At 35.4% G+C, this 25786-nt stretch carries 23 protein-coding genes; 11 read left to right on the top strand and 12 right to left on the bottom strand.

Going from position 1 to position 25786, the window contains the following annotated elements:
• Nucleotides 1-52: 52 nt before the first annotated feature.
• Complete coding sequence (locus ACHRV5_RS21305; RefSeq protein ID WP_395428106.1) at nucleotides 53-1054, top strand: NAD-dependent epimerase/dehydratase family protein; 1002 nt, start codon at nucleotides 53-55, stop codon at nucleotides 1052-1054.
• 2 nt (nucleotides 1055-1056) lie between these two features.
• On the opposite strand, the gene ACHRV5_RS21300 is transcribed toward ACHRV5_RS21305, so the two are convergent.
• From ACHRV5_RS21300 to ACHRV5_RS21290, 3 genes are read right to left on the bottom strand one after another with little or no spacing between them, the layout of a single operon-like run.
• On the bottom strand, nucleotides 1057-1548 hold the full coding sequence (locus ACHRV5_RS21300) for a DUF4296 domain-containing protein (protein ID WP_047778898.1): 492 nt from the start codon (nucleotides 1546-1548) through the stop codon (nucleotides 1057-1059).
• 10 nt (nucleotides 1549-1558) lie between these two features.
• A complete protein-coding gene (locus tag ACHRV5_RS21295) occupies nucleotides 1559-2899 on the bottom strand; it encodes a dihydroorotase (RefSeq protein WP_230003635.1) in 1341 nt (446 codons plus the stop codon).
• A 10-nt stretch (nucleotides 2900-2909) separates the two neighbouring features.
• A complete protein-coding gene (locus ACHRV5_RS21290; protein WP_047778900.1) occupies nucleotides 2910-3635 on the bottom strand; it encodes a polyprenol monophosphomannose synthase in 726 nt (241 codons plus the stop codon).
• A gap of 105 nt (nucleotides 3636-3740) precedes the next feature.
• Between ACHRV5_RS21290 and ACHRV5_RS21285 the strand changes: the two genes are divergently transcribed.
• The 3 genes from ACHRV5_RS21285 (at nucleotide 3741) to ACHRV5_RS21275 (ending at nucleotide 5798) form a co-directional block, all read left to right on the top strand.
• Nucleotides 3741-4409: a DUF4271 domain-containing protein gene (locus ACHRV5_RS21285; RefSeq protein ID WP_047778901.1), complete on the top strand. Its 669-nt coding sequence runs from the start codon at nucleotides 3741-3743 to the stop codon at nucleotides 4407-4409.
• A gap of 14 nt (nucleotides 4410-4423) precedes the next feature.
• Nucleotides 4424-5173, top strand: a complete 750-nt coding sequence (locus ACHRV5_RS21280; RefSeq protein ID WP_047778940.1) for a uroporphyrinogen-III synthase — start codon at nucleotides 4424-4426, stop codon at nucleotides 5171-5173.
• Between the two features lie 154 nt (nucleotides 5174-5327).
• Nucleotides 5328-5798: an Lrp/AsnC family transcriptional regulator gene (locus tag ACHRV5_RS21275; protein WP_047778902.1), complete on the top strand. Its 471-nt coding sequence runs from the start codon at nucleotides 5328-5330 to the stop codon at nucleotides 5796-5798.
• A 144-nt stretch (nucleotides 5799-5942) separates the two neighbouring features.
• Here the strand turns inward: ACHRV5_RS21275 and ACHRV5_RS21270 are convergent, their stop codons facing one another.
• From ACHRV5_RS21270 to leuS, 5 genes are all read right to left on the bottom strand, one after another.
• Nucleotides 5943-6632 carry a zinc metallopeptidase gene (locus tag ACHRV5_RS21270; protein WP_047778903.1) on the bottom strand — a complete coding sequence of 230 codons (690 nt, stop codon included), beginning with the start codon at nucleotides 6630-6632 and terminating at the stop codon, nucleotides 5943-5945.
• A 99-nt stretch (nucleotides 6633-6731) separates the two neighbouring features.
• Nucleotides 6732-7328 carry a hypothetical protein gene (locus ACHRV5_RS21265; protein ID WP_230003637.1) on the bottom strand — a complete coding sequence of 199 codons (597 nt, stop codon included), beginning with the start codon at nucleotides 7326-7328 and terminating at the stop codon, nucleotides 6732-6734.
• Nucleotides 7318-7788, bottom strand: coding sequence for an RNA polymerase sigma factor (locus ACHRV5_RS21260; RefSeq protein WP_230003638.1), 471 nt, complete (start codon nucleotides 7786-7788; stop codon nucleotides 7318-7320). Before ACHRV5_RS21260 ends, ACHRV5_RS21265 begins: the two co-directional genes overlap by 11 nt.
• On the bottom strand, nucleotides 7788-8639 hold the full coding sequence (locus tag ACHRV5_RS21255) for an alpha/beta fold hydrolase (RefSeq protein WP_395428102.1): 852 nt from the start codon (nucleotides 8637-8639) through the stop codon (nucleotides 7788-7790). The genes ACHRV5_RS21260 and ACHRV5_RS21255 overlap by 1 nt, the downstream gene beginning before the upstream one ends.
• 639 nt (nucleotides 8640-9278) lie before the next feature.
• Nucleotides 9279-12182 carry a leucine--tRNA ligase gene (gene leuS / locus ACHRV5_RS21250; protein ID WP_395428100.1) on the bottom strand — a complete coding sequence of 968 codons (2904 nt, stop codon included), beginning with the start codon at nucleotides 12180-12182 and terminating at the stop codon, nucleotides 9279-9281.
• Nucleotides 12183-12900: 718 nt separating this feature from the next.
• Between leuS and ACHRV5_RS21245 the strand changes: the two genes are divergently transcribed.
• The 4 genes from ACHRV5_RS21245 (at nucleotide 12901) to truB (ending at nucleotide 15656) form a co-directional block, all read left to right on the top strand.
• Complete coding sequence (locus ACHRV5_RS21245; protein ID WP_047778908.1) at nucleotides 12901-13776, top strand: ABC transporter permease; 876 nt, start codon at nucleotides 12901-12903, stop codon at nucleotides 13774-13776.
• Between the two features lie 58 nt (nucleotides 13777-13834).
• Nucleotides 13835-14080, top strand: coding sequence for a DUF3098 domain-containing protein (locus tag ACHRV5_RS21240; RefSeq protein WP_047778909.1), 246 nt, complete (start codon nucleotides 13835-13837; stop codon nucleotides 14078-14080).
• Nucleotides 14081-14163: 83 nt separating this feature from the next.
• The gene (locus tag ACHRV5_RS21235; RefSeq protein ID WP_047778910.1) at nucleotides 14164-14961 is read left to right on the top strand and encodes an undecaprenyl-diphosphate phosphatase; all 798 of its coding nucleotides are present in this window, start codon (nucleotides 14164-14166) and stop codon (nucleotides 14959-14961) included.
• Nucleotides 14961-15656, top strand: a complete 696-nt coding sequence (truB, locus tag ACHRV5_RS21230; RefSeq protein WP_395428097.1) for a tRNA pseudouridine(55) synthase TruB — start codon at nucleotides 14961-14963, stop codon at nucleotides 15654-15656. Before ACHRV5_RS21235 ends, truB begins: the two co-directional genes overlap by 1 nt.
• Nucleotides 15657-16018: 362 nt before the next feature.
• On the opposite strand, the gene ACHRV5_RS21225 is transcribed toward truB, so the two are convergent.
• Nucleotides 16019-16636, bottom strand: a complete 618-nt coding sequence (locus tag ACHRV5_RS21225; protein WP_395428095.1) for a thioredoxin family protein — start codon at nucleotides 16634-16636, stop codon at nucleotides 16019-16021.
• Between the two features lie 191 nt (nucleotides 16637-16827).
• Here ACHRV5_RS21225 and pyrH point away from each other — a divergent pair, with 191 nt between their 5' ends.
• From pyrH to ACHRV5_RS21210, 3 genes are all read left to right on the top strand, one after another.
• Nucleotides 16828-17535 carry a UMP kinase gene (gene pyrH / locus ACHRV5_RS21220; protein ID WP_047778913.1) on the top strand — a complete coding sequence of 236 codons (708 nt, stop codon included), beginning with the start codon at nucleotides 16828-16830 and terminating at the stop codon, nucleotides 17533-17535.
• Between the two features lie 75 nt (nucleotides 17536-17610).
• The gene (gene frr / locus ACHRV5_RS21215) at nucleotides 17611-18174 is read left to right on the top strand and encodes a ribosome recycling factor (protein WP_047778914.1); all 564 of its coding nucleotides are present in this window, start codon (nucleotides 17611-17613) and stop codon (nucleotides 18172-18174) included.
• Between the two features lie 116 nt (nucleotides 18175-18290).
• Complete coding sequence (locus tag ACHRV5_RS21210; RefSeq protein ID WP_395428092.1) at nucleotides 18291-20786, top strand: DUF5686 family protein; 2496 nt, start codon at nucleotides 18291-18293, stop codon at nucleotides 20784-20786.
• Nucleotides 20787-21441: 655 nt separating this feature from the next.
• On the opposite strand, the gene ACHRV5_RS21205 is transcribed toward ACHRV5_RS21210, so the two are convergent.
• The 3 genes from ACHRV5_RS21205 to ACHRV5_RS21195 form a co-directional block, all read right to left on the bottom strand.
• Nucleotides 21442-23712 (bottom strand): cation:proton antiporter, encoded by a 2271-nt coding sequence (locus ACHRV5_RS21205; protein WP_047778916.1) that lies wholly within the window; start codon nucleotides 23710-23712, stop codon nucleotides 21442-21444.
• A gap of 190 nt (nucleotides 23713-23902) precedes the next feature.
• Complete coding sequence (locus ACHRV5_RS21200) at nucleotides 23903-24622, bottom strand: LytR/AlgR family response regulator transcription factor (RefSeq protein WP_395428089.1); 720 nt, start codon at nucleotides 24620-24622, stop codon at nucleotides 23903-23905.
• Complete coding sequence (locus ACHRV5_RS21195; RefSeq protein WP_047778918.1) at nucleotides 24585-25346, bottom strand: sensor histidine kinase; 762 nt, start codon at nucleotides 25344-25346, stop codon at nucleotides 24585-24587. Before ACHRV5_RS21195 ends, ACHRV5_RS21200 begins: the two co-directional genes overlap by 38 nt.
• Between the last annotated feature and the right edge of the window lie 440 nt (nucleotides 25347-25786).

Here is a 25786-nt window from a genome sequence, read left to right as displayed (position 1 = left end):
CTTCACACCTTCCCTACTTTGCACCTTTAAACCAAAATAGTATATTTACAAAATGGTATTAGTAACAGGAGGAACAGGTCTGGTAGGCTCACATTTAGCACTTCATTTAATTGAAAATGGAGAAACTGTACGAGCAATATATAGAAATCCAAACAAAATTGAGAAAACAAAAGCTGTTTTTGAATTATACAAAAAAGCCGATTTATTTGAGAAAATAGAATGGCTGGAGGCTGATATTCTTGACATTCCTTCATTAGAGATTGCTTTTATTGGCATTGAATATGTTTACCACTGTGCCGCATTTATTTCGCTTGATCCAAAAGACGAAGATTTACTGCGAAAAACCAATATTGAAGGAACTGCCAATATGGTTAATTTTTCTATTGCGAAACAAATAAAAAAATTCTGTTTTGTGAGTTCAATAGCCGCTTTAGGAGATCTGGCAGCTCATGAAACCACCATTACCGAAGAAACAGAATGGAATCCTGAGAAACCACACAGCGATTATGCAATTTCTAAATATGGTGCCGAAATGGAAGTCTGGAGAGGACTTCAGGAAGGCTTAGAAGTGATCATTATAAATCCGGGAGTAATCTTAGGACCAATTCCAACTACAAAAACAAGCGAGCAGGGAAGTGCTGAATTTTACACCAGAGTTGCCAAAGGCCTTCCTTTCTATACCCTTGGAAGTACAGGATTTATTACTGTAAATGATGTAGTAAAAATTGCTTTTGAATTAATGAAAAGCAATATCAAAAATGAGCGTTTTACGCTAATTACAGAAAATATCGTATTTCGAGACATCCTCAACACTATAGCCGACAGCTTAAAAGTAAAAAGGCCGAATATCCACGCGAAACCAATATTGTTAACTATAGCCTGGCTAGCAGACGGAATATTTTCAACTTTGTTTTTCCAAAAAAGAAGCATCACTAAAGCCACTTTGAAAGCTTCTTATTCCAAAAATCTGTATGGTAATGAAAAAATAAAAACCGCTCTGGGAACGGTTTTTCTGGATGTACACCAATATGTAAAAGACGTTTCTAAGTTATAAAACTATCTTGTTTGCCTTATTCTTCTTGCATGCATCGCCGTTTTTATCGAATCAATATTCGCTTTAGCTGGTATTGCTTCTTTAAGTTCAGGATTCAATTTTCTCAATTTTTCTTCCTGCTTTTTCTTCTTAATGGCTTTCTTCTCGTCTATTTTAGCCAATGAATCTGCTGCTCTTTGATTTTTCTCCAAGCGCTTGGCAATTGCATCAAACATATCTTTATACCCTTCGTAATCTGCTGCGTAATAAATATTACTTTGCGCAAACTGCAGACTATCTACTTTATATTTCTGCAAAACAAACCTTTTTTGATTTGCATCAATCGAGTCTAAGGATAACGGATGTTGGTATTTTACGGCTTCCAAAATAGACAAATCATACATAATATCAAGCATCTTCTCTTTCTCAATAAGCCCTTTGGGTTGTTTTACCAACTCTTTTTCGCAGCTCACCGAAAGAAACAAAACCAATGTTAGTATTATAAAATTCTTCATCTATACTTTTTTATCTGTCAAACAATAATCTTTTTCCATTGCGAAGGTCTTTCACCTTAAAGTTATTGTAAACCAGTTCTCCGTTTACAAAAGTATGTGTGATTCTTGATCTGAAAACAAAGCCTTCAAATGGAGACCAGCCGCATTTTGCTAAAATATTATCCGCATTCACACTCCATGGTAAGCTCGGATTCACGATAACTAAATCGGCAAAATAACCTTCTTTTATAAAACCTCTTTTCTCGATTTTGAAAATCTTAGCCGGATTATGACACATTTTTTCAACGATCTTTTCAATAGAGATTTTCCCTTGGTGATGTGCCTCAAACATAGCTACAACAGCATGTTGAACCAATGGCCCACCGGAAGGTGCATTTAGGTAAGGTTGTTTTTTCTCTTCTTTTGTATGTGGAGCGTGATCTGTAGCAATTACATCGATACGACCATCATTTAAAGCTTCCCAAAGTACTTTTCTGTCCGCTGCCGTTTTCACAGCCGGATTCCATTTTATGAAATTACCTTTTGTTTTATAATCTTCATCTGTAAACCACAGATGATGTATACAAACCTCAGCCGTTATTTTTTTATCTTCTAATGGAATTTTGTTCGTAAACAACTCCATTTCTTTAGCAGTCGAAAGATGGAAAATATGCAAACGAGCACCTGTCTTTTTGGCTAAAGCCACAGCTTTAGACGACGAAATATAACAGGCCTCAGCACTTCTGATTAAATGATGCGCCGTTACCGGAATATCATCACCATACTGCTCTTTGTACAAGGCCAAATTGTTTTGAATAGTTGTTTCATCTTCACAGTGTACCGCAATTAACATTGACGTACTTGAAAATATTTTCTCTAAAGTGGCTTCATTATCCACTAGCATATTTCCGGTTGAAGAACCTAAAAATATTTTTATTCCTGCAACATTTTTTGGATTCGTTTTTAAAACTTCTTCCAGGTTATCATTGGTTGCTCCCATCATGAACGAATAGTTCGCATATGATTTTACGGCAGCAATTTGATATTTATCTTCCAGTATTTCCTGAGTAACAGCATTTGGCACCGTATTCGGTTGCTCGATAAAAGAGGTAATTCCTCCCGCAACTGCGGCTCTGGATTCTGACTCAATATCTCCTTTGTGTGTTAACCCTGGTTCTCTAAAATGTACCTGATCATCGATCGCACCCGGAATCAAATAACTTCCTTCGGCATCAATCACTTTACAATCCGATGATTTTAAACTGATGCTGTCTGAAATTTCAACAATTAAGTCGTCTTCGATCAATACATCACCTTCAAAAATGGATCCTTCGTTTACAATTTTTGCGTTCTTTATTAAAATTCTGTTCATCACCGTGACTTTATAAAGTATTGAATAATTTTTTTAATCGAAGTGTTATTACACCCAGAATTGCTTCTTTTATAATGGCGTTGCTCATTTTCGAAACCCCTTTGGTACGATCCGTAAAAATGATCGGAACTTCGGTAATTTCAAATTTAGCACAATACGTTCGATATTTCATTTCGATTTGAAAAGCATAACCAACAAATTTAATTTTGTCAAGTTTTATCTTTTCTAAAACTACTCTTTTATAGCAGATAAAACCTGCTGTAGCATCATGAATTTTCATTCCGGTAATAAATTTGACATACACGGAAGCAAAGTAAGACATCAAAACACGGCTTAGTGGCCAGTTTACGACATTTACACCTTTTACATATCGTGATCCGATAGCTAAATCGGCACCACCAAAATGACAGGCGTCGTACAGCTTTTCGAGATCGTTTGGATTATGAGAAAAATCGGCATCCATCTCAAATATAAACTCATATTTGCGCTCTAAAGCCCATTTGAAACCATGAACATAAGCGGTTCCTAAACCTGATTTTTTGGCTCTTTTTTCTAAAAACAATCTATCGGGATATTCTTCCTGCAATGCAATTACTTTATTAGCAGTAAAATCCGGCGAATTATCGTCAATAATTAAAAGATGAAAAGGTTTATGTTGAGAAAGTACAGCTCTAACTATACTTTCTATGTTTTCAATTTCGTTATAAGTGGGAATTATGACAATACAATCATTCATTTTTCTGGGTAATTTCACCGCAAAAGTAAACTTTTTATGCCATTTGATTCACAATAAATTTATAATAAAAGTATTGATACAAAAAATTACTAATTTTGCAACGTTATGATTGAACAACTTCATCCCCGAATTATCGAAAACAAAGACTGGGCGACACTTTTATTTGTGTTGGCTTTTGCTCTTGTTGCCATTACTAAATCAGCATATGAATCCCGATTTAGCGAATTCAGCAAGCTTATTTTCTCTGATAAATATGCCAAAATCTATCGGGATTCAAGTAATCTGAAAGGCAGCTTTATTGTTGGTTTGTTTTTTGTGCAGATTATTTCATTTTCTTTTTTCATTCAGCTTACGATGCATACTTTTGGATATGCCTCAAAAACGGACTGGGTTTTATTCATTCAAATCGCCACTTTTTTATTATATTTTATTCTGGCAAAATATTTAATCGAAAAAATCGTTGCTACTTCATTCAATATTGAAGATTTTATAGACCTTCTTAACTTACAAAAAGCAACATACCGTACGTATATTGGTGTTTTAATCCTTCCTTTTAATGCGGTTTTGTTTTATTATGACAACATTCCGAAAAGTGTACCACTAGCAATCATCGGTGTTTCACTGTGTATAAGTCTATTCTCCTATTTTATTTCGATTAAAACGCATCAAAATATAATAATCAGCAAGTTATTTTATTTTATTTTATATCTTTGCGCTCTTGAAATAGCCCCTTATTATTTCATCTATTATTGGATTACAAAAGAGGCGGCTTAGTAAAAGTTTATAATATGAAAGTGAAAACAATTTTGGTGTCACAGCCTGAACCTAAAGTGGAGAATTCTCCGTACTTTGAGCTCCAACAAAAACACAAAATAAAAATTGATTTCAGACCATTTATTCATGTGGAAGGGGTTAGCGCAAAAGAGATTCGATTACAAAAAATCGATCTTAATCATTATACTGCGATTATTTTGACAAGCAGAAATGCCGTGGATCATTTTTTCAGAGTAGCCGATGAAATGCGTTATAAAGTACCTGAAGGACTGAAATATTTTTGCCAGTCTGAAGCAGTTGCGTTTTACTTACAAAAATATGTAGTGTACAGAAAACGTAAAATTTATGTAGGCGCAAAAGATTTTGCAGATTTATCTCCATTAATTAAAAAGTACAAAGACGAAAAGTTCTTACTTCCAGCTTCTGACCAATTAAATGCAGATGCACCCGTTACTTTAAACAATTTAAAAGTAGACTGGACTCAAGCCATTTTTTACAGAACCGTAATGAGCGACTTATCTGATTTAGCAGACGTTTATTATGATGTCTTAGCCTTTTTTAGCCCAACAGGAATCAAATCTTTGTTTAAAAACTTCCCTGATTTTAAACAAAACGAAACCCGAATTGCTGTTTTTGGAAGCACCACTCAAAAAGAAGCTTTAGATTATGGTTTAAGAATTGATATTCTTGCTCCAACTCCTGAAACTCCTTCTATGACAATGGCTTTAGAAAAATACATCAACGAAGCAAACAAAGGAAAATAACCTTTTAGAATATACAGCATAAAAATTCCAAATTCTAAATTCCAAATTCCAACTTAATCGTTGGGATTTGGAATTTTCTTTTTTACAGCATTTTAACTACATTTGGTTTCTATTCAAAACCCAAAACACTAATTATAGTTTCAAATTGTAAATTATGAAAATCAACTCCCTCTTAATTGAAATTGACGGTATCGATAAAGAAATCCTTCGTTATTTAATGGATGATGCGCGAAAACCCATTCTACAAATCGCCAATAAAATAGGCATTTCGGGAGCCGCGATCCATCAGCGTTTAAAAAAACTGGAACAATCGGGTGTCATTTCGGGATCAAAATTTATTGTAAATCCAAAAGTATTGGGCTACAACACTATGGCTTTTGTGGGCGTATATCTGGACAAAGCCTCCCGGAACTCTGAAGCTGTAAAAGATCTGAAAAAAATCCCCGAAGTTTTGGAATGCCACTACACAACCGGAAACTGGTCCGTATTAATAAAAATCATTTGTCGCGATAACGAACATTTAATGCAGCTTTTAAATACCAAAATTCAAGCCATTGAAGGCGTCTCCAGAACAGAAACCTTTATATCCTTAGACCAACAAATTGACCGACAAATACAACTTTGAGGTTAAATTCTAAAATCCAAAATTCCAAATTCCAGATTCCAAATTTGTTGGGATGAATTAAACCCGACAGGTTTTAAAAACCTGTCGGGTTGTTTTTTTAATTGGAATTTGGGATTTTAGAATTTGGAATTTATTTTTTAAAATTTAATCCCTTCTGTTACTTCCGGAATAAATAGAGATATAGTACAGCAACGTTGCAATTGAACCGAGCGCTGCTACTACATAAGTTCGTGCAGCCCATTTTAAGGCATCTTTTGCTCCCGCCTGCTCTTCTTGTGTCAGCATATGTTTATTCTCTAACCAAGCCAGCGCTCGATTGCTTGCGTCATATTCTACAGGCAAAGTAACGATCGCAAATAAAGTTGTTGATGCAAATACAATAATCCCGATAAGCAATAATTGTGGAAAAATATTAATCATCAATATCCCCGCCAGCAAAATCCATTGCATATAACTGGATGCTACATTAACAATAGGAACTAATGTCGAACGCATCGTCAACATTTGATAACCGATAGCGTGTTGTACTGCGTGACCGCATTCGTGCGCCGCGACCGCAGCTGCAGCAGCATTACGATGACTATATACTGCTTCACTTAAATTTACCGTTTTATCCGATGGATTATAATGATCGGTTAACTGTCCGGGTGTCGAAATAACACGTACGTCAGTTATACCGTTATCGGCGAGCATTTTTTCAGCAATTTCAGCGCCACTCATTCCATTTCTTAATTGTAGTCTTGAATAAAGTTCAAATTTACTTTTCAGCTTTGAGCTTACCATCCAGCTAAGTAACATTATGACTCCTGCAATTATAATATATCCGTACCCCATGTCTTTCGTTTTTTAGTTTGAATTTTAAAGTTACAAAACAAACTGCAAATTGCGAACCACTTTAACAAAATGCCAAGAGGTCATGGAAAGCGCCTTTAATCAAAAATCAGTAGTCAATTGCTTATTTATGGTTTCAAATTTTTCAATCAGCGCATTGATTTTCGCATTCTCTTTTTTGATTTGTTTTGGACGCAGATAAAGCCAAACAAAGCCAAACCACAGCAACAGCATTGCATAAGTAAAAACAGCCCAGAATGCAGTCATTCTTGACGTATATTCAAACATATACAAACACAACCCCACTCCCAGCATTACAAAGTACAAACTCAACATAGTGGATTGCAGGAATTTCTGCTTCGTTTTTATTTCAATTAATTTTTGCAAATATTCTGTATTGCTTTTTGTACCGTCAATTTTCTTATAAGCACCAAATAATCTATTGTAAACCGCCAAATAAACGACCATTGCAACAACACACAAAACAATTCCGATTTTGGTCGAAATAAATTCGGGTTTGAAGCGGTACCAGATAAAAACAATAAATATACAGGTAGCCAAAAGCAGCGCATTGGTTAGCATTAATTTCCTCAAACTCGACTGTTTGAAACGACTTAACTTAACCAACAAATCTTTTATATCGGGTGGACTTACGGACTGTTTGTTCCATAAATCTTTAAAATCTATCTTATTGTCCATTTTGTTTGAATTTTTGAGTCAGTTTTTCTTTTATTCTGTGAATTTTAACTCTTGTATTAGCTTCAGAAAGTCCGACGATTTTAGCGATTTCAGCTTGTTTGACGTCCTCCAATTCTAAAGAAATAATGATCCGCTCTGCTTCCGGTAATTCAGCAATACACTTATACAAAAACTGGATCCGTGGTTCTATGGAATACTGTTTTTCCTCTGTAAGATTAGAAGGCAATTCCGATTTAGGAAAACGCTTTTGCTTTTCGATCTGCCTTAAACAATTATTAGACGCAATTCTAAAAATCCAGGTCCCAATACCTGATTCATTCCTGAACGTATCCAATTTCTGCCAGACTATAATAAAAGTCTCCTGAGCCAAATCTTGTGCAGCATCATAATCATTGACAAAACCCATGCAAAGCCTGAAGATTCTGTCCCAATACATTTTATAAATGCTTTCAAACTCCATTATTTAACTTTTATAAAGTTGTTTAAATGTTTGAAATAAAATTCTTTGTCATCATACATAATAAAATGTAATCCTTTAGACGCATATTGAAGGTTAGCGGTTTTAAGATTTTTATACTGCGCTTCGATAGCCGGTTTTATATTTGCAAAATAAGACTCTAATAAAATCAATGCAGGACATTTTATAGTAGCAATCTTATCTCTTAAATCTGTATTAGAAAAATCACAATACATCTCAGCAAAAGTCTTTCTGTCCGATTTTGCACTCCAACCTAACAACAAGTCATGCTTAGAGGCATCTTCCGTCAGTCTTACCAAATATTTCTTTTGATTTTCCAAAAATTGTTCATCGGTCATGCCGGTCATTTGATCCACAATTGGCTTACAATCGTTATTTACTTTTGGCTTAAAAGAGGCATCCATCAAAGCCGCGAGGCAAGGAACGGCATCAACAACAACTATTCTGTCAGCCAGATCGGGATAATCTGCAGCAATTGCCAAAGCTAATCCTCCGCCCATACTATGACCAATTATAATCGGTTTCTCGATTTTATTGTCTTTTATATAACCCGCTATAGCATCTTCCCAATTTTTAAAAGAAGCATTGGACTGTGGTTGTACACCGGCGAATCCTGCCATGGTAAGCGTATAACATGTAAAATTCTTTTCGAAATTTGCTTTTGTATCGTTCCATACTTCTCCCGAAGAAGCAAAACCCGGAATAAATAAAATAGCCTGTTTTCCTTTTCCCGATTTAACAACCTCAAAAGGATATGATTTTGTTTGTGCAAACACATTTAAACATACTGCAGAAAATAATAATGCGATAACCAGGATGATATACTTTTTCATTTTTAATAGTTTTTTAAATTGTTAATGAATCAAATTCGCCTTTTGGATACGGGAAAAATCAAAATGTTACAAATTTTAGAAAATAAAATTAAAATTCAATTTTTTAAATTCCAAATTCCAATTTTTGACGACATTGTAGAGACGCACAGCAGTAGAGACGCACAGCAGTGCGTCTCTACTCTACCATTGTGCGTCTTTGCCATTGTGCGTCTCTGCAGTGCGGGTAAATTTTAACACGGATTGCACGGATTTGCACGGATTGTTTTTTTTGAAAATTTGTGATGAAAAAAAATTTCGCCACGAATTACACGGATTTCCACGAATTGATTTGTGATCATTCGTGAAATTTGTCGCATAAAAAAGTAGAGACGCACAGCAGTAGAGACGCACAGCAGTGCGTCTCTACGGAGGCATGTCAATACCGTATGATTAAATTTAAACACGAACTGCACGAATTTCCACGGATTGTTTTTTGAAAATTTGTGGTGAAAAAAAATTTCGCCACGAATTACACGAATCTCCACGAATTAATTTGTGATCATTCGTGAAATTTGTGGCAAAAAAAAAAATTCCAAATCCCAACAGAATTGGAATTTGGAATTTGGAATTTGGAATTTAAAATATTGGAATTCACTCCCTTTATCCAACCAAATTAATGATCTTCCCGGGAACAATAATCACTTTATTCGGAGTTCTTCCGTCTAATTGACGTTGTGTTCTTTCGTCTTTCATGATGATTTCTTCAATTTGCGCTGCCGTTAAATCTAACGGTAACTCGATCGTGAAACGCATTTTTCCATTAAATGAAACTGGATATTCTTTACTGCTTTCTACCAAATAGTTCGGTTCAAAAACAGGGAAAGCAACTGTTGAAATCGAAGTGGTGTGCCCTAACAAACTCCAAAGTTCTTCTGCAATATGCGGTGCATAAGAAGAAACTACAATTGCCAATGGCTCTAGAATGGCACGTGAATGGCAATTTTGAGTCGATAATTCATTCACACAAATCATAAACTGAGAAACAGAAGTATTAAAAGAGAAATTCTCGATATCCTCTGCTACTTTTTTGATTGTTTTGTGTAATGATTTTAGATTGTCTTTTGTTGGTTCCTCTTCGGTAATAATCAAACCATTGTCATCAAAATACAAACGGCATAATTTTTTAAGGAATCCGAAAACTCCTGAGATACCAGCGGTATTCCAAGGTTTTGCCTGCTCTAATGGACCTAAAAACATTTCATACAAACGCAATGTATCTGCTCCGTATTCATTACAAATATCATCCGGTGTTACTACATTGTATTTCGATTTTGACATTTTTTCAACCTCGCGGCCTACAATGTATTTTCCGTTATCATCTAAAATAAACTCAGCATCAGCATAATCCTCTCTCCAGGCTTTGAATCTTTCAATATCTAGTTCATCAGATGAATTTACCATTGAAACATCAGCATGAATTGGTTGCACGCTCTGATCTCCAATTTTATTCTTAGACACAAAGCTATTTGTTCCTTCAACTCTATAAACAAAAGCACTAGTCCCCAAAATCATTCCCTGATTGATCAGTTTTTTGAATGGTTCTTCGGTTGGAGCGAATCCTTTGTCTTTTAAGAATTTATTCCAGAAACGAGAATACAGTAAATGTCCGGTTGCGTGTTCGCTTCCACCAATATACAAATCAACACTTTCCCAGTATGCTAAAGCATCTTTGCTTGCAAATTCGGTTTCGTTGTGTGCATCCATATAACGCATCCAATACCATGAACTTCCAGCCCAACCCGGCATCGTGTTTAATTCTAAAGGAAAAATCGTTGCATGGTCTACTAAATCAGTATCTACAACTTTATTCTCTTTGGTATCCCAAGCCCAAACTGCTGCGTTACCTAAAGGTGGCAAACCGTCTTCGGTTGGTAAATATTTCTCTACTTCCGGCAAAATAATTGGCAAATGTTGTGCGTCAATCATTTTCGGAAGACCGTTTACATAATATACCGGAAAAGGCTCTCCCCAATAACGCTGACGCGAAAATACGGCATCACGCAAACGGTAATTGGTCTTTCCTGTTCCTTGTTCAATTTTCTCTAATTCAGCAATTGCTTTTTGAGTAGCTGTTTTATAATTTAATCCGTTTAAGAAATCAGAATTAGCGATTTCAACATTATCTTTTGAACCGTAAGCCGCCTCAGAAATATCGACATTCGCGAAAATATTTTTGATTTCCGGCATTCCGTTTTGACCTTTAAAGAAATTTGCAAAAGCATAATCTCTTTCATCTCCACAAGGAACCGCCATTACAGCACCGGTACCATAACCCGCCAAAACATAATCCCCAATCCAAACCGGAATTGGCTCTTTTGTAAACGGATGTTCTGCATAAGCTCCGGTAAATACTCCCGAAATAGTCTTAACATCAGCCATACGTTCACGCTCCGAACGTTTTGCCGTTTTCTCGATATACCCCTCAATAGCCGCTTTTTGTTCCGGAGTTGTAATTTCGGCTACCAAAGGATGCTCCGGAGCCAAAGTCATAAACGTAACTCCAAAAATAGTATCAGGACGCGTGGTAAATACTTCGATAAATTTTGCTTCAGGTTTCACGTTTAAAGTTTCCTCACTTTGAGACTTGAAACTTGAAACTTGAAACTTAACCATAGCACCAACAGATTTTCCAATCCAGTTGCGTTGGCTTTCTTTGATGCTTTCGCTCCAGTCAATATCATTTAGGCCTTGCAACAAACGCTCTGCATAAGCAGAAATACGCATGCTCCATTGGGTCATTTTTTTACGGATAACAGGGTAACCACCACGTTCCGAAACCCCGTTTATAATTTCGTCATTTGCCAAAACCGTTCCTAAACCGGGACACCAGTTCACTTCCGTTTCTGCCAAATATGTCAATCTGTATTGTAATATTATTTTTTCTTTTTGATCTTCTGAATACGAATTCCATTCGCTTGACGAAAAAGGAGCAATATTATCATCTGAAACGGCATTTACGTTTGTATTTCCTTCTTTTTCAAAAACAGAAACTAAGGTCGAAATATCCTCAGCTTTATCAGCCTCTTTATTGTACCACGAATTAAACAACTGAATGAAAATCCACTGTGTATGTTTGTAATAATCCGGATTTGATGTACGAACTTCTCTCGCCCAGTCAAATGAAAATCCAATTTTATCCAATTGTTTTCTGTATCCCGCAATTTCTTTTCCTTCTTTATCTACTCCACCGTCAATATTTACACGGGTCGTATCTTCCGGACGTTGCCCGGTTTGAATGGCATATTGTTCTGCCGGCAATCCGAAACTGTCGTAACCCATCGGATGCAAAACATTAAAGCCCTGATGTCTTTTGAAACGCGAATACACGTCTGAAGCAATATATCCGAGTGGATGTCCGACATGTAATCCAGCACCGGATGGATATGGAAACATATCTAATACGTAGTGTTTTGGTTTGTCAGAATTATTTACGGCTGCAAAAGTTTGATTATCGGCCCAATATTTTTGCCACTTGGCTTCTATTTCGTTCGGATTGTATTTCATTTTGTGAGTTGCTGAGTTACTGAGTAACTGAGTTGCTAAGTTTTAATGCATTATGTAATAAGATCGCAAATTTACATTTATTACAGATTGTAACAAAAAGTATTTTAACACATAAAACAATTAACTCAATACGTGCAATTAATTTTAACACATAGAAGCATAGCTAACAAAGCTTAAAAAAGACGTTTCACTCCAAATAAATCACATCAGAGCCTGTTTAAATTTCTAATTCCAAAAAGAAAAAACCACACTATCTTAATCGATCACTATTGCTTTTCAATATAAAAAAATCCGTTTTCGTCAGCGTTTTTGCCCTTGCAAATCCGCATAATCCGCGTCCAATTCTACGTACTCTTTACATACAGACCTTGCAACTTAATTTCAGACACGGATTAAACAGATTCGTTATCACGAAGACGCGGATTAAAACGGATTTGAAATTCTTTCCGATGAAATCTAAACAAGCATTTAAGAGTACATGAAAAAATTGTGATTTCCTTGAAACATCTCAAATAGTAAATCCTAAATCTATGTCTTTATGTGTTAAATAAATTTAGCGAAATAACCCCAAATGCGTTAAATTTTAATTTCTTCATTCTTATTCCGATAAAATGCAACACTAAAATTGCTTATATTGTACAAAAGTTAAAACTTTGATCGTTATTAACTTTAAATAAAGAAATTGTTTATTATTTTTACCACATAATTTAAGCAAACTATGAGTTCTAACTTTGATAAATTTCAAAAGCGCAGGTTAATTTCCTCTTATTTTTCGGTTGTATTAAGTGTCTTTCTGGTACTATTCCTTTTGGGAGTATTGGGATTGTTCATCGTTAATTCTAAAAAACTGGCAGACGATTTTAAAGAAAAAATCGCCATGACTGTTTTCTTTAAAAACGAAGCGAATGACAGTGTTATAAAAGCCTTTAATACCGAACTAAAAAGAGCTCCTTTTGCAAAATCATACGTTTATGTAACTAAAGAAAAAGCGGCTAAAGAACATACTGATATTATTGGTGAAGACTTCCTGACCTTTTTGGGAGAAAATCCATTATTGAATTCTTACGACATTCACTTCAAAGCGGATTATGTTGAAAGAGACAGCATTCAGAGAATTGAAAGTCATCTGCGTAAAAATACCATGATTTCCGATATCGTTTATGACAAACAATTGGTCAATCTGGTTAATGACAACATCAAAAAAGTGAGTATGTGGATTTTGATTATCAGCGGATTTCTGACTGTAATTGCGGTTTTACTAATCAATAGTTCCCTTCGTTTATCGATACATTCTAATCGTTTTATCATTAAAACCATGCAAATGGTTGGTGCAACAAAATCGTTTATTCGTAAACCGTTTGTAATGCGCAGTGTAAAACTGGGCATGTTGGGCGCTGGTCTGGCGATTATTGCCTTGATTGCGCTTTTAGTTTATGTAGAAACCAATTTCCCGGGACTAGGAATTTTAGACGACAAACTGGTAACCGGTTTGATCTTACTTATTGTTTTCGGATTGGGAGTTTTAATCACCTGGGTAAGCACACACTTTGCCACACAACGTTTTCTGAATTTAAGAACTGACGACCTTTATTAACTAATAAAAACAGTCACAGTCGCAGTTTTCAGTCACTTTATAATCGAACTTAACAGCAATGAAAAATAATACAACAGAACAAAAACAAGAATTCCTTTTTGAAGGCATCAACTACAAAATCCTTTTGATCGGAATTGCGGTAATTGCATTGGGTTTTATCTTAATGTCCGGTGGTGGTAGTGATAATCCGAATGTTTTTAACGAAGATATTTTTAACTTCAGACGCATCCGATTAGCTCCAACAACTGTTTTAATAGGGTTTGGAATCACGATTTACTCGATTTTTAAAAAATCAAAACAATAGCATTTTATAGATTTTCATTCCGCTTCCTTGCATTTAGTAAAGGCAACCGATCTAAAATCTAAAATCTAAAATCTAAACTTTTAATGAACACATTACAAGCTATTATCCTTGCCATTATTGAAGGAATTACAGAATTTTTACCTGTTTCTTCAACTGGTCATATGATTATTGCCTCTTCTTTTTTTGGAATTGCCCATGACGATTTCACTAAACTCTTTACAATAGTTATTCAATTAGGCGCCATCCTTTCGGTTGTCGTTTTATATTTCAAACGTTTCTTTCAGACACTTGACTTTTACTTTAAACTTTTAGTGGCTTTTATTCCAGCAGTCGTTTTAGGATTATTGTTAAGTGATTTTATAGACGGATTGCTAGAAAACCCGGTTACAGTTGCCATATCTCTTTTGATTGGGGGACTTATTTTACTAAAAGTTGACCAATGGTTCAATCAGCCAAATGCAACTGAAGCTTCTCAGGAAATTACCTATTTACAGGCTTTCAAAATAGGCCTTTTTCAATGTATTGCCATGATCCCCGGAGTTTCCAGAAGTGGTGCCAGTATTGTGGGTGGAATGTCGCAAAAACTAAGTCGTACTACCGCAGCCGAATTTTCTTTTTTCCTTGCTGTGCCAACGATGTTAGGCGCAACGGTAAAGAAATGTTACGACTATTACAAAGACGGTTTTGTATTATCTCACGATCAAATCAATCTGTTAATTATTGGAAACATTGTAGCTTTCATTGTAGCACTTTTAGCCATTAAAACTTTCATTGGTTTCCTTACTAAAAACGGTTTCAAAGTATTTGGTATTTATCGAATAATTGCCGGAATCATTTTATTGGCCATTCACTTTTTCATTCACCCGCTTACCATTATATAATGACTCCTGAAGAATATTTAAACGGACAGGTTTTATTGATCGACAAACCTTTAAAATGGAGTTCGTTTCAAGCAGTCAATAAATTAAAATACCTTTTAATCAACAAAGTCGGACTTCCAAAAAAGTTCAAGATCGGTCATGCGGGAACGTTAGATCCTTTAGCGACCGGATTATTATTAATCTGTACTGGAAAATTCACCAAAAGCATTTCTGAATTGCAAGGTCAGGCCAAAGAATATACGGGAACTTTTCATATTGGAGCCACTACTCCATCTTACGATTTAGAAACCGAAATCGATCAGACCTTTCCAACCGAGCATATCGATGAAGCTCTGATTCATGAAACGGTAAAACAATTTTTAGGTGAAATTGATCAAAAACCGCCTATTTTTTCTGCCATTAAAAAAGACGGCGTTCGTTTGTACGAACATGCACGTGCGGGAGAAACTGTTGAAATCGCAAGTAGAAAAACAACTATTCACGAATTTGAAATCACGCGAATTGCATTGCCGGAAATTGATTTTAGAGTAGTTTGCAGTAAAGGAACTTACATTCGCTCTCTGGCTTTTGATTTTGGGAAAGCGATGAATTCGGGTTCACACCTAACTGTTTTACGCCGAACTAAAATTGGTGACTACGATGTAAAAAACGCCATCGACATCACTTTGTTTGAAGAAACTCTGGAACAAAAATAAGACATCAAGCACATTACAAAAGACAATAGTAATGTGCCTACCCTCAAATTAGAATAGTGCTATTTTTATCCCTGCTGTTGTTTTGGACTAGTAGTGAGTCGCTTTTTCACTTCCAAACAAAAAACCTGAAATAAAATCATAAAACCTTTCGAATAACTTTTTCATAATGGTGGTATTTTTTAGTTGTTAAATAATAAAAACACCAATAAAAAGAGCAAATAAAAAGTAAATAATAGAATTGGGATTCCTCAAGCAAGATACAAAATGTATTAAAATAAAAAAAACATTTTAATACATTTTAAACATTTAGCCTATTTAATATCAACCAATTAGCAGCAAATTAAGGGCATCACAACCCAAAATTACAGGCGATCGTATTTGATATTCTCCATAATCTCCAGTAATTCTTCCTGAACAGAAAGTCCTTTGTCTGCCAGATACCATAACTGCAAATCGGTTTTGATTTTTTCATCAATTACACCAAACTCTTTTTTATAGTTTGCCATTAATTCTGTGGCTCCTTTGGGTCTTGGTCCCCAATCGGTACGGACAATTCCGGCTTCTTTACAAATCACAATGACTTTGGGTATTGCCCTTCCTCCGTTTGTTAAATAATTACTCATTAATTCATCATTTTCATCGCGCAAAACAATTCGCAGATCAACTTTTTTATCTGATGATGAGGCCATCTTATTTAGTATAGGAAGTATTTGAGCTGCATCACCACACCAGCCTTCCGAAATTACGAGCCAGATATAATGATTCTCCAGTTTTTGAAGTTTTTCGATTGTTTCTTCCGAAATTTTTATTGTTTTCTCCAATCGGTTCATTCGGGCTTCATTGAGACTTGTGTAATGCGTTAAACTTTCAGATTGTTCATCGCCTGTTGATTTCTCGTCGGATAATAAATCGGTGACTAGTTTTCGATATTCAGAATAAGAGTGACTATTGAATAATGCTTTGGCTACAATACTTTTCATACTTAATTTGTTTAGAATACCATAAAAATACGATTTTTAAAAAGACCTTGAATTGATTTTTATCACATTCAAAAGAAATAAAACCGGACTCCTCTGAAAAGAGCAAAGTATACAATCCGAAATTATTTTTAAAACACTATTTCTAAAAATCAGAATATGTCTATATTTGCACAAATTAACGCAAGACACACATGAAATATAAAAGGATTCTTCTAAAACTAAGCGGTGAAGCCTTAATGGGTGATTTACAATACGGAATTGACCCAAAAAGACTAGCCGAGTATGCTGAGGAAATTAAGCAAATTCACACTAAAGGAGTAGAAATTGCTATTGTTATTGGAGGAGGAAATATTTTTAGAGGCGTTGCAGGAGCAAGTGCCGGTATGGATCGCGTACAAGGCGATTATATGGGAATGCTTGCAACCGTAATTAACGGAATGGCATTACAAGGTGCTCTTGAAGATAAAGGAATGAAAACGCGCTTACAGACTGCTTTGAAAATGGAATCTATTGCAGAGCCTTACATCAAAAGAAGAGCAGATCGTCACCTTGAAAAAGGAAGAATTGTAATTTTTGGTGCTGGAACCGGTAATCCTTATTTCACTACTGATACAGCTGCTGTTTTAAGAGGAATCGAAATCAATGCTGACGTGATCCTAAAAGGTACCCGTGTTGATGGTGTTTACGATTCTGATCCTGAAAAAAATGCATCGGCAGTAAAATTTGATTACATCTCTTTTGATGATGTATTGAAAAAAGGTTTAAATGTAATGGACACAACTGCTTTTACATTAAGCCAGGAAAACAAATTGCCAATCGTTGTTTTTGATATGAACAAAATTGGAAATTTATTAAAAATCTGCGAAGGCGAAAACATAGGAACTGTAGTTAATATATAAGTCTTCAGCGACAGTTTACAGTCACAGACTGCTTAAACTGAAAATGAGGATTGAAAACTGAAAACTAAAAAAACAATGACTGAAGAAATAGAATTTATATTAGATAGTACTGAAGAATCAATGAATGGTTCGATAGCGCATTTAGAGAAAGAATTTCTTAACATTCGCGCAGGAAAAGCTTCACCGGCAATGCTTGGAAGTGTTTTTGTAGACTATTACGGATCTGCAACACCACTTTCGCAAGTGTCAAAGATTAGTGTTCCTGATGCGAGAACAATTACCTTACAACCTTTTGAAAAAAACATGTTGTCTGTAATTGAAAAAGCAATTATGGTTGCTAATATTGGTTTCAACCCAATGAACAACGGAGACGTAATCATTATCAGTGTACCACCTTTAACAGAAGAGCGTCGTAAAGACCTTGCTAAACAAGCAAAATCTGAAGCAGAAGATGCAAAAATTGGTGTTCGTAACGTACGTAAAGACTCCAATACTGATATTAAAAAACTAGAAAAAGAAGGAACTTCTGAAGATGTTTGTAAATCTGCTGAAGAAGAAGTTCAGAATTTAACGAATACTTATATTAAAAAAATTGATGAATTATTGGCTGCGAAAGAAGCTGAGATCATGAAAGTTTAATTTTATTCGATACAAAACAAAATCCGTCTGGTATATTTAACCAGACGGATTTTTTTATTCTTATTTTTACCTATTGAAAATTAAATATTTTCGTTTCTGAAACCATAATCCTCTGTATGAAGCTATTTTGTTTATTGACTTTGTTTTTTACGCTTACCATTCAGGCGCAATTTCAAATAAACGGAATTGTTACGGACTCCGGCAACAAACCGCTTCCCTTTGCCAGCATTAAAACAGCAGACCACAATAACACCATTACAGATGTTGATGGCAAATTTTCTTTTACGGTTTCCTCTGAAACCGGATTTTTTACGGTTTCCTATATTGGTTTCGAGACCAAAAACATTACCCTAACAAACAACAAAAAATTCTACTCCGTTTCACTTTCTCAAAAAACGGATGATTTAAAAGAGGTTGTTATTTCAAATGAAAACCCGGCGCTGAGCATTTTAAGAAAGGTCATTTCTAATAAAAACAGCAACAATCCACAGAAAAAGCTGAGTAGTTTTGAGTACAAAACTTACAACAAACTTATCGTCACTGCCAATCCTGATTCTATCGACGGACGCATCGACTCTTCGGCAACTTATAAAGATTTAAAGAAAAAGAAAATCAATATTGATTCTTCCGATTATAAATTCAAAGAAATAATAAGTAAACAACATTTATTTCAAACAGAAAAAATATCTCAATATCAATTTGGGAGTAAAAGACTTAAAGAAACCGTATTGGGTACAAAAATGGCGGGTTTCAAACAGCCTGTGTACGAAATTATCGCTTTCAGTCTGCAATCTATTTCTATTTATGATCCGAAATACGAATTGCTGGAAACGAAATATGAGAGCCCGATTTCAAACAATGCACTTAAAGATTACACGTACAAGCTGCTTGACACGGTAAAAATACAAGGTCGCGAAACCTACATGATCCATTACAAAAACAAGCAAAAGAGAAATGCATCGGGTCTGGAAGGTGTTTTATACATAGACGCAGAAAATTTTGCAATTGCCAAAGCTGTAATGCGTATAAAAGGTGTTCTGGACATTAGCGGAATCCATGAGTTTGAATATGTTCCAAGTGAAAAAATATGGTTTCAAAGCCGTACCACATTCAAAATCGTAAAAGGTAAAAACGACGAGGATATTAAAATTCTGGGAGGAACCATTCAATTTGATGCAGACACCGGAGAAAACTTTGAACCGAGAAAAAAAGCAGCGTCTGACTTCACCTATTTGCTTTCTGAGAGCAACAATTTTGATATTCACTACAACACTAATCCGGTCATAAAAAACCCGGCACTTTATATCGAAATTAAAGAGGATGCCAGCAAAAAACCGGAAGCTTTCTGGAACGAATATCGCAAAGAAACACTTGATCTGAAAAGTCAAAAAACCTATTTATTGCTGGACAGCATTTCTATAAAAAAGAGAATTGAAAAACGTTTGGGCCTTGGTCGAAAAATCATCAACGGTTACATTCCGATGGGGCCAATTGATTTTGACTTAAAAAAACTAATCAGCTACAATAATTACGAAGGCTTTCGTCTGGGTCTTGGCGGAATTACGAATGACCGTTTTTCTAAAAATTTCCGAATTGAAGGATATGCCGCTTACGGAACAAAAGACGGCACAACGAAATACAGCATCGGCTCCGGCTTTTTACTCGATAAAAACACCAATACATGGTTAAATGGGTATTACTCGGATGATGTTCGGGAAATTGCGAGTACCGTTTTTGCTGTCGACAAACGCGTTTTTAAAATTTATGATCCACGTCCGATAAACATTAGTACTTTCTATCAGTATGTAGGCTGGAGGGGTAATATTCAGACTAAGATCATTCCGAAAACGGAGGCTGTTCTGGAATTATCACGAAATCACATCGAACCTAAATTTGATTATCTTTTTAATCTACACGGAAAACTGTATTCAAGCTATATCATGACTACAGCAATGCTTTCTATTGCCTGGTCGCCGTTTAGTGATTTCATGCAAACCCCAACCGGAAGAACCGAAGCGGATAAAAGGTTTCCAAAGTTTACTTTTCAATACACCCAATCGCTACCCGATGTATTTGAAAATGATTTTAAATTTGGCAAAATCGATTTCAAAGCTGAATATGAAAAAAAATATTTAAACGGTCAGAAAACTGGTGTACTACTACAAGGTGGATATGCTTTTGGCGATGTGCCCATTACCCACCTATACAATACGGCTCCGAATAACCTGACCAAAGAAACGATTGTTCAACGTATTACTTTTGCCGGCAGAAACAGTTTTGAGACTATGTATTTTAATGAGTTTTTCTCCAGTCAATATGTAATGTTCCAAATTAAACATGGTTTTGACCGAATCCGAATCCTCAGAAAAGTTCGCCCTTCTTTGGTATTGGTTACCCGAATGGCGTGGGGAAATATGGAAAATCCGCAGCAACATGTTGGCCCTGCTTATAAAACACTTGACAAAGGTTTCTTTGAATCCGGAATCGAATTAAACAAAATCTATAAAGGCATCGGTTTAGGAGGTTTCTATAGATATGGACCAAATCAACTGCCAAGATTTGAGAATAATATTGCGGTTAAAATCTCTTATGTATTGGATTTGGGGATCTAAAAAATTTTAAAATTCCAATCCTTTAAAATTCCAAATTCCAATGGAATGCTTTTTATGATTCTGAAATTTGTGAAATGTGAATACATCTGTGTTTACTGAGCTTATCTTTACGGAGTTGCTTGCGGAGATTTCTCCTTCGTCGAAAGGACAAATGGGGTGTCTTTTTTAGATAAACTAAATTGCCACTTTTAATCTTTTACTAGCACTTGATCCCTAAATCTGCGGCTTTTGTTTTTTGCCACAGATTTCACAGATTAAAATGATTTCTCTATTTGCTTCCTTGTATCTTCTGGATTTGATCTTGTACCGTCGCAATGCTTCTTTACACCCAAAAAAACCAACAAATTTGGAATTTGGAATTTAAAAAGATTGGAATTTAACTCCTGTATTTTATAAAATTAAATATAGGTCCTTGAGTTAGATGCACTGCTGTGCATCTCTACGGGAGGGAAAAACAAAAAAATCCCAAACCCCAACAAGATTGGAATTTGGAATTTAAAAAGATTGGAATTTAACCCCTGTATTTTATAAAATTAAATATAGATCCATTGAGTTAGATGCACTGCTGTGCATCTCTACGGAAGGGAAAAACAAAAAAACCAAACCCCAACAAAATTGGAATTTGGAATTTAAAAAGATTGGAATTTAACCCCCTCTACGGTTTCAAAATCAGAACTGAGGGCGTATTATTCAACCATATGCTTTGTGATTCAATCAGTTTTTTCCAACTATCTAGACTGATGATCATCAGATTCTGACTTTCTAAAAACTCTTTTTTGATTGTTCGGTCGTGCATGATCATGATGTGATTTGGAGCGATTTGCTCTATTGAACGAATGGTTTCCTGAATATCACGGGTACTTTTCATTTCACCACTTGCATCTAAAACCGTGATCTGAGAACCATTATTATTGATTAACTTTTTAGCATATTCAATTAGAAAAGCATCTTCTTTATTGAAAATCGGCATAAAAATCTGGTTGACGTCTTCTAAGTCTTTATCGATAAAAATACCGACCGGCATTTTACTTTTAGCAATAATATGACGTGTTCTTTCATCAAAAGGAGAATTTTCAAACAGCCCTTCTTTTCCTGTGAATTTATCAATTAAGCGATCCGGGTTTACAATTCTGGAGGTAAAGCCAAGTATTTTTCCAAGCAAAGTCCCTTCAAAAATAGATTGCCCCAAACCTACCAATAACAAATCATAGTCCCCTTGATTGGCGGTATCGATGATGTCGGTATCAATATCGTTTGTTACTTTAAAAACACTAACCATATTTTGATTCAGACGTTCTGACTCTTCGATAACCGGAACCAGCATTTTACGTTCCTGATCTTTCACATCAAACGAATGCACTTCTGTACTTAAAGACAAATGCATCGCTGTAACAATAGAATTATCAGATTGTTTTTTAACGAGGCTGTTCGCAATTCGCAACAGTTTTTTACCTTTTTCGGGAGTTGCAAAGGACAGCAGAATCTTAAATTTACTTTTGTTCCCAATCTCTTGTGGAATGGCCGTTATTTTATCTTTAAAAATAAAGCCTATAAAATCCAACGCCGGGCCTGTCATAAAAGTGGTCACTAACGCCATAATTACCATCATAGTAAAAATCTCAGTAGACAAAACACCTAAATCATATCCGATATTCAGTACTACCAGCTCCATTAAACCCCTCGTATTCATTAAAGCGCCAATCGCCAGACTGTCTTTCCAGCTTTGTCCCATAAATTTGGCAGCGAAAGCACTTCCAAAAAACTTCCCTACTACGGCAACGGCAATAATTAAACCTGTGATTTTCCATAAATAAGGATCATTCAATAAACCAATTTGTGTACGTAATCCAGTAAATACAAAAAACAACGGCAATAATACGATGATGGCAACATCTTCGACTTTTTCAATAAAAATATTTCTGAACGTATTGTTTTCCGGCATAATGGCTCCGGCTAAAAAGGCTCCAAATAAAGCATGAATTCCAATTAGCTCAGCCGCATAAGCAGAAAATAATAAGGTTATAAAGAAAATCGCAACAACCGGTTTATTCAGACTTTCGCGGGTTGAGTTTAAGTCTCCCACTCGTTTTAGAAACGGACGAACTATTTTGAGCATGATAATAACATACAAAACCGCCAAACCGATTACATACAAAGAACTTGTAAAAGAACCCGCTTTTACAATTGCAATTACAACAGCCAAAATACACCAAGCTGTAATATCATCAGCTGCAGCACAGGTTATCGCAATCGTACCCAATTTTGTTTTTTGCATACCTCGCTCCTGCACAATTCTCGCCAAAACAGGAAATGCGGTAATACTCATGGCAATTCCCATAAACAATCCGAAAGAAGAGAACTCTACGCCAATTGGAGCAAAAGTGTGGTAAATAAAATAGGCTAAACTTAACCCTAGCGCAAACGGAATTACGATACTGGCGTGACTTATTACGACTGCATCATGGGCTTTATTCTTCAGTACTTTTAAGTCCAGCTCCATTCCAATAACGAACATAAAAAGGATTAAACCAATCTGACTTAAAAACTGCAGATTCCCTAAAGATTCTTTTGGAAATAGTGTAGCGGAGAATTCCGGGAAATACATTCCGACCAAAGACGGCCCTAACACAATTCCGGCAATCATCTCGCCAATAACGGAAGGTTGCCCAATTTTTCTAAAAATCCACCCGAATAAACGAGCCACTAAAATAATCGTAACAATCTGCGCTAACAAAATTGCCAAAGGATGTTGCAGGTTCTCGACCATAGAATGCAGAAAATCATTCCAATGATTGCTTTCTATTTTTTTGCGAACAATTCCACGGCCTACTTCCAGCGAAGCGCCCTTAACAATCACCCAATATATCAAAGCAGTAAAACCTCCAATAATGGTAACGTAAAACGCTGAGTTTTTTATGCTGTTCATAACTTCTCTTTTAGTTTTTATGGGGCAAATATCAGAAGTGATTTCTTATCCAAGAAGTAAATTTAAACCTAATTTTCAATCCATGTAACAAGTCCGAAAAACTTTGTAATAAGTTGGAATAGTTGATAAAAAAGAGCTTCGACTTTGCTCAGTCTGGGCTTCGGCTTCGCTCAGCCTGACAATTGGAAAGTTATATTTTTGTTTTTTTCAGGAAGTCTGAACGATAGGTTTCGCTAAGTAATAGTGTGCTGTTTTTTTCATTCTTTTCTAAATGATGCAAAACAATTTCGTTGTGATTGAAAAACTTAATGGCTTTTACGGCGACAATCTCTTTTTTGTTTACGCGACAAAAGTCGGTTTCGGGTAATTCTTTTAAGAGGGTATCAAATTTAACATTTTTCAAATTCAGAAAACTGCCATCGGTCAGCAGTACCGTTTTATCACGGCTGTCGCTGATTGCGGTTTTTATGTATTGAATCTGATCAAAATACAATAAAGTTTTTCCTTTATCGGTATTGAGCTGTATGAATTTTTTGGCTGCGTCGGGTTTATGGAATCGTTCTGCTGCTTTTGAGATCGCTTTCTGCAAACGTTCCAATTTTACCGGTTTCGTGATATAATCTACTGCCTCGATTGTAAAAGCATCTGCAGCATATTCTTTATAAGCGGTACAAAAAATAACCAGCTTATTTTGCAACATTTCCGCCAAATGCAAACCGTTAATTCCCGGCATTTCGATGTCAGAAATTAATAAATCAAAATCGAGTTGGTCCATTTCGGCCAATAGTTTCTCGGGATTATTAAACGTTTTTACGATTTCGACTTCGGAAATTTGTTCGCAAAGCATTTTCAAATACGTCAATCCGGGTAACTCATCGTCCAGAAGCAAGCATTTCAGTTTTGTATTCAAGTAGATCAATTTTTAGGTGAGCAATGTAAACATCATTTTCTACAAATCTCTCGAGTTTGAAATTATTTCTGTAAATAATCCGCAGACGATGTTCTAAAGTCGAGTGGCCAATACCGCTTCGCTCTTTTTTCAGTACTTTTTTATCTGAGATTTTATTGGAAACGGTCATAGAAAATGCGTTGTCCTTAAACTCAAAAATCACAGAAATAAAAGCATCGGCACTTTGCAAATCGGCATGTTTGAAAGCATTTTCGATTAAATCAATAGAAATTAGTGGTGCCAGCAAAGGCTGCTCGTACAATTTGTCCTCTTTATTGATATTGGTTTTGATTTTCAATTCAAAAAGCGGACTGATCTTAATTTTATTGATTTCGATTAAATTCAAAGCAAAATCAATTTCTTCTTTTGCAGTGACAAATTTCTTTTTGCTTTCGTATAAAATATAATCCAAAACATTCGCCAGTTTATCTAAAGCAAAATAGGTTTGATAGGCATGCGATTGAATCGAATTTAGAATATTCTTAAAAAGATGGGGATTCAGTTTTGCTTCCAGTGTTTCCAGCTGCAAGTCATTGACTTTCATCTCGAGCGCATAAAAACTTTTTTCTGCATCGTCTTTTGCTTTTTTTGAATGCATTAATTGATACACCATAAAACCAATGATGACAACCAATAATAAAATAATGGCTAAAAAAATAAAAGTAATGGTATCGTTTTCCTGCATAGTACTATTTTTTTTCAACACGAATTTCACGAATTTTCATAAATTGAGCTCTCTTTTGACGCTAAAAAAATCATTTAATTCATGTCATTCGTTACGTTGTTCTGCCACAGATTAAACGGATTAAACGGATTCTCGCGGATTCTTTTTTAGCTTGGTGCTAAAACTTTAAACCTGTAACCAGTTTTCTTGCCACGAATTACGCAAATTTCACAAACTAAAATATACGATCTGTGCAAATCTGTTTAATCAGATAAATCTCTGGTGGTGTTTTTTTGCCACAGATTAAACGGATTAAACGGATTCTCGCGGATTCTTTTTTAGCTTGGCGCTAAAACTTTAAACCTGTAACCAGTTTTCTTGCCACGAATTACGCAAATTTCACAAACTAAAATATACGATCTGTGTAAATCCGTTTAATCCGTTTAATCTGCGACCTTTTT

This window comes from Flavobacterium sp. FlaQc-52, assembly GCF_044007495.1.
Lineage (GTDB): Bacteria > Bacteroidota > Bacteroidia > Flavobacteriales > Flavobacteriaceae > Flavobacterium > Flavobacterium cupriresistens.
Note: the sequence above shows the minus strand (reverse complement) of the source record. Positions and strands in the feature narration are given on the sequence as shown.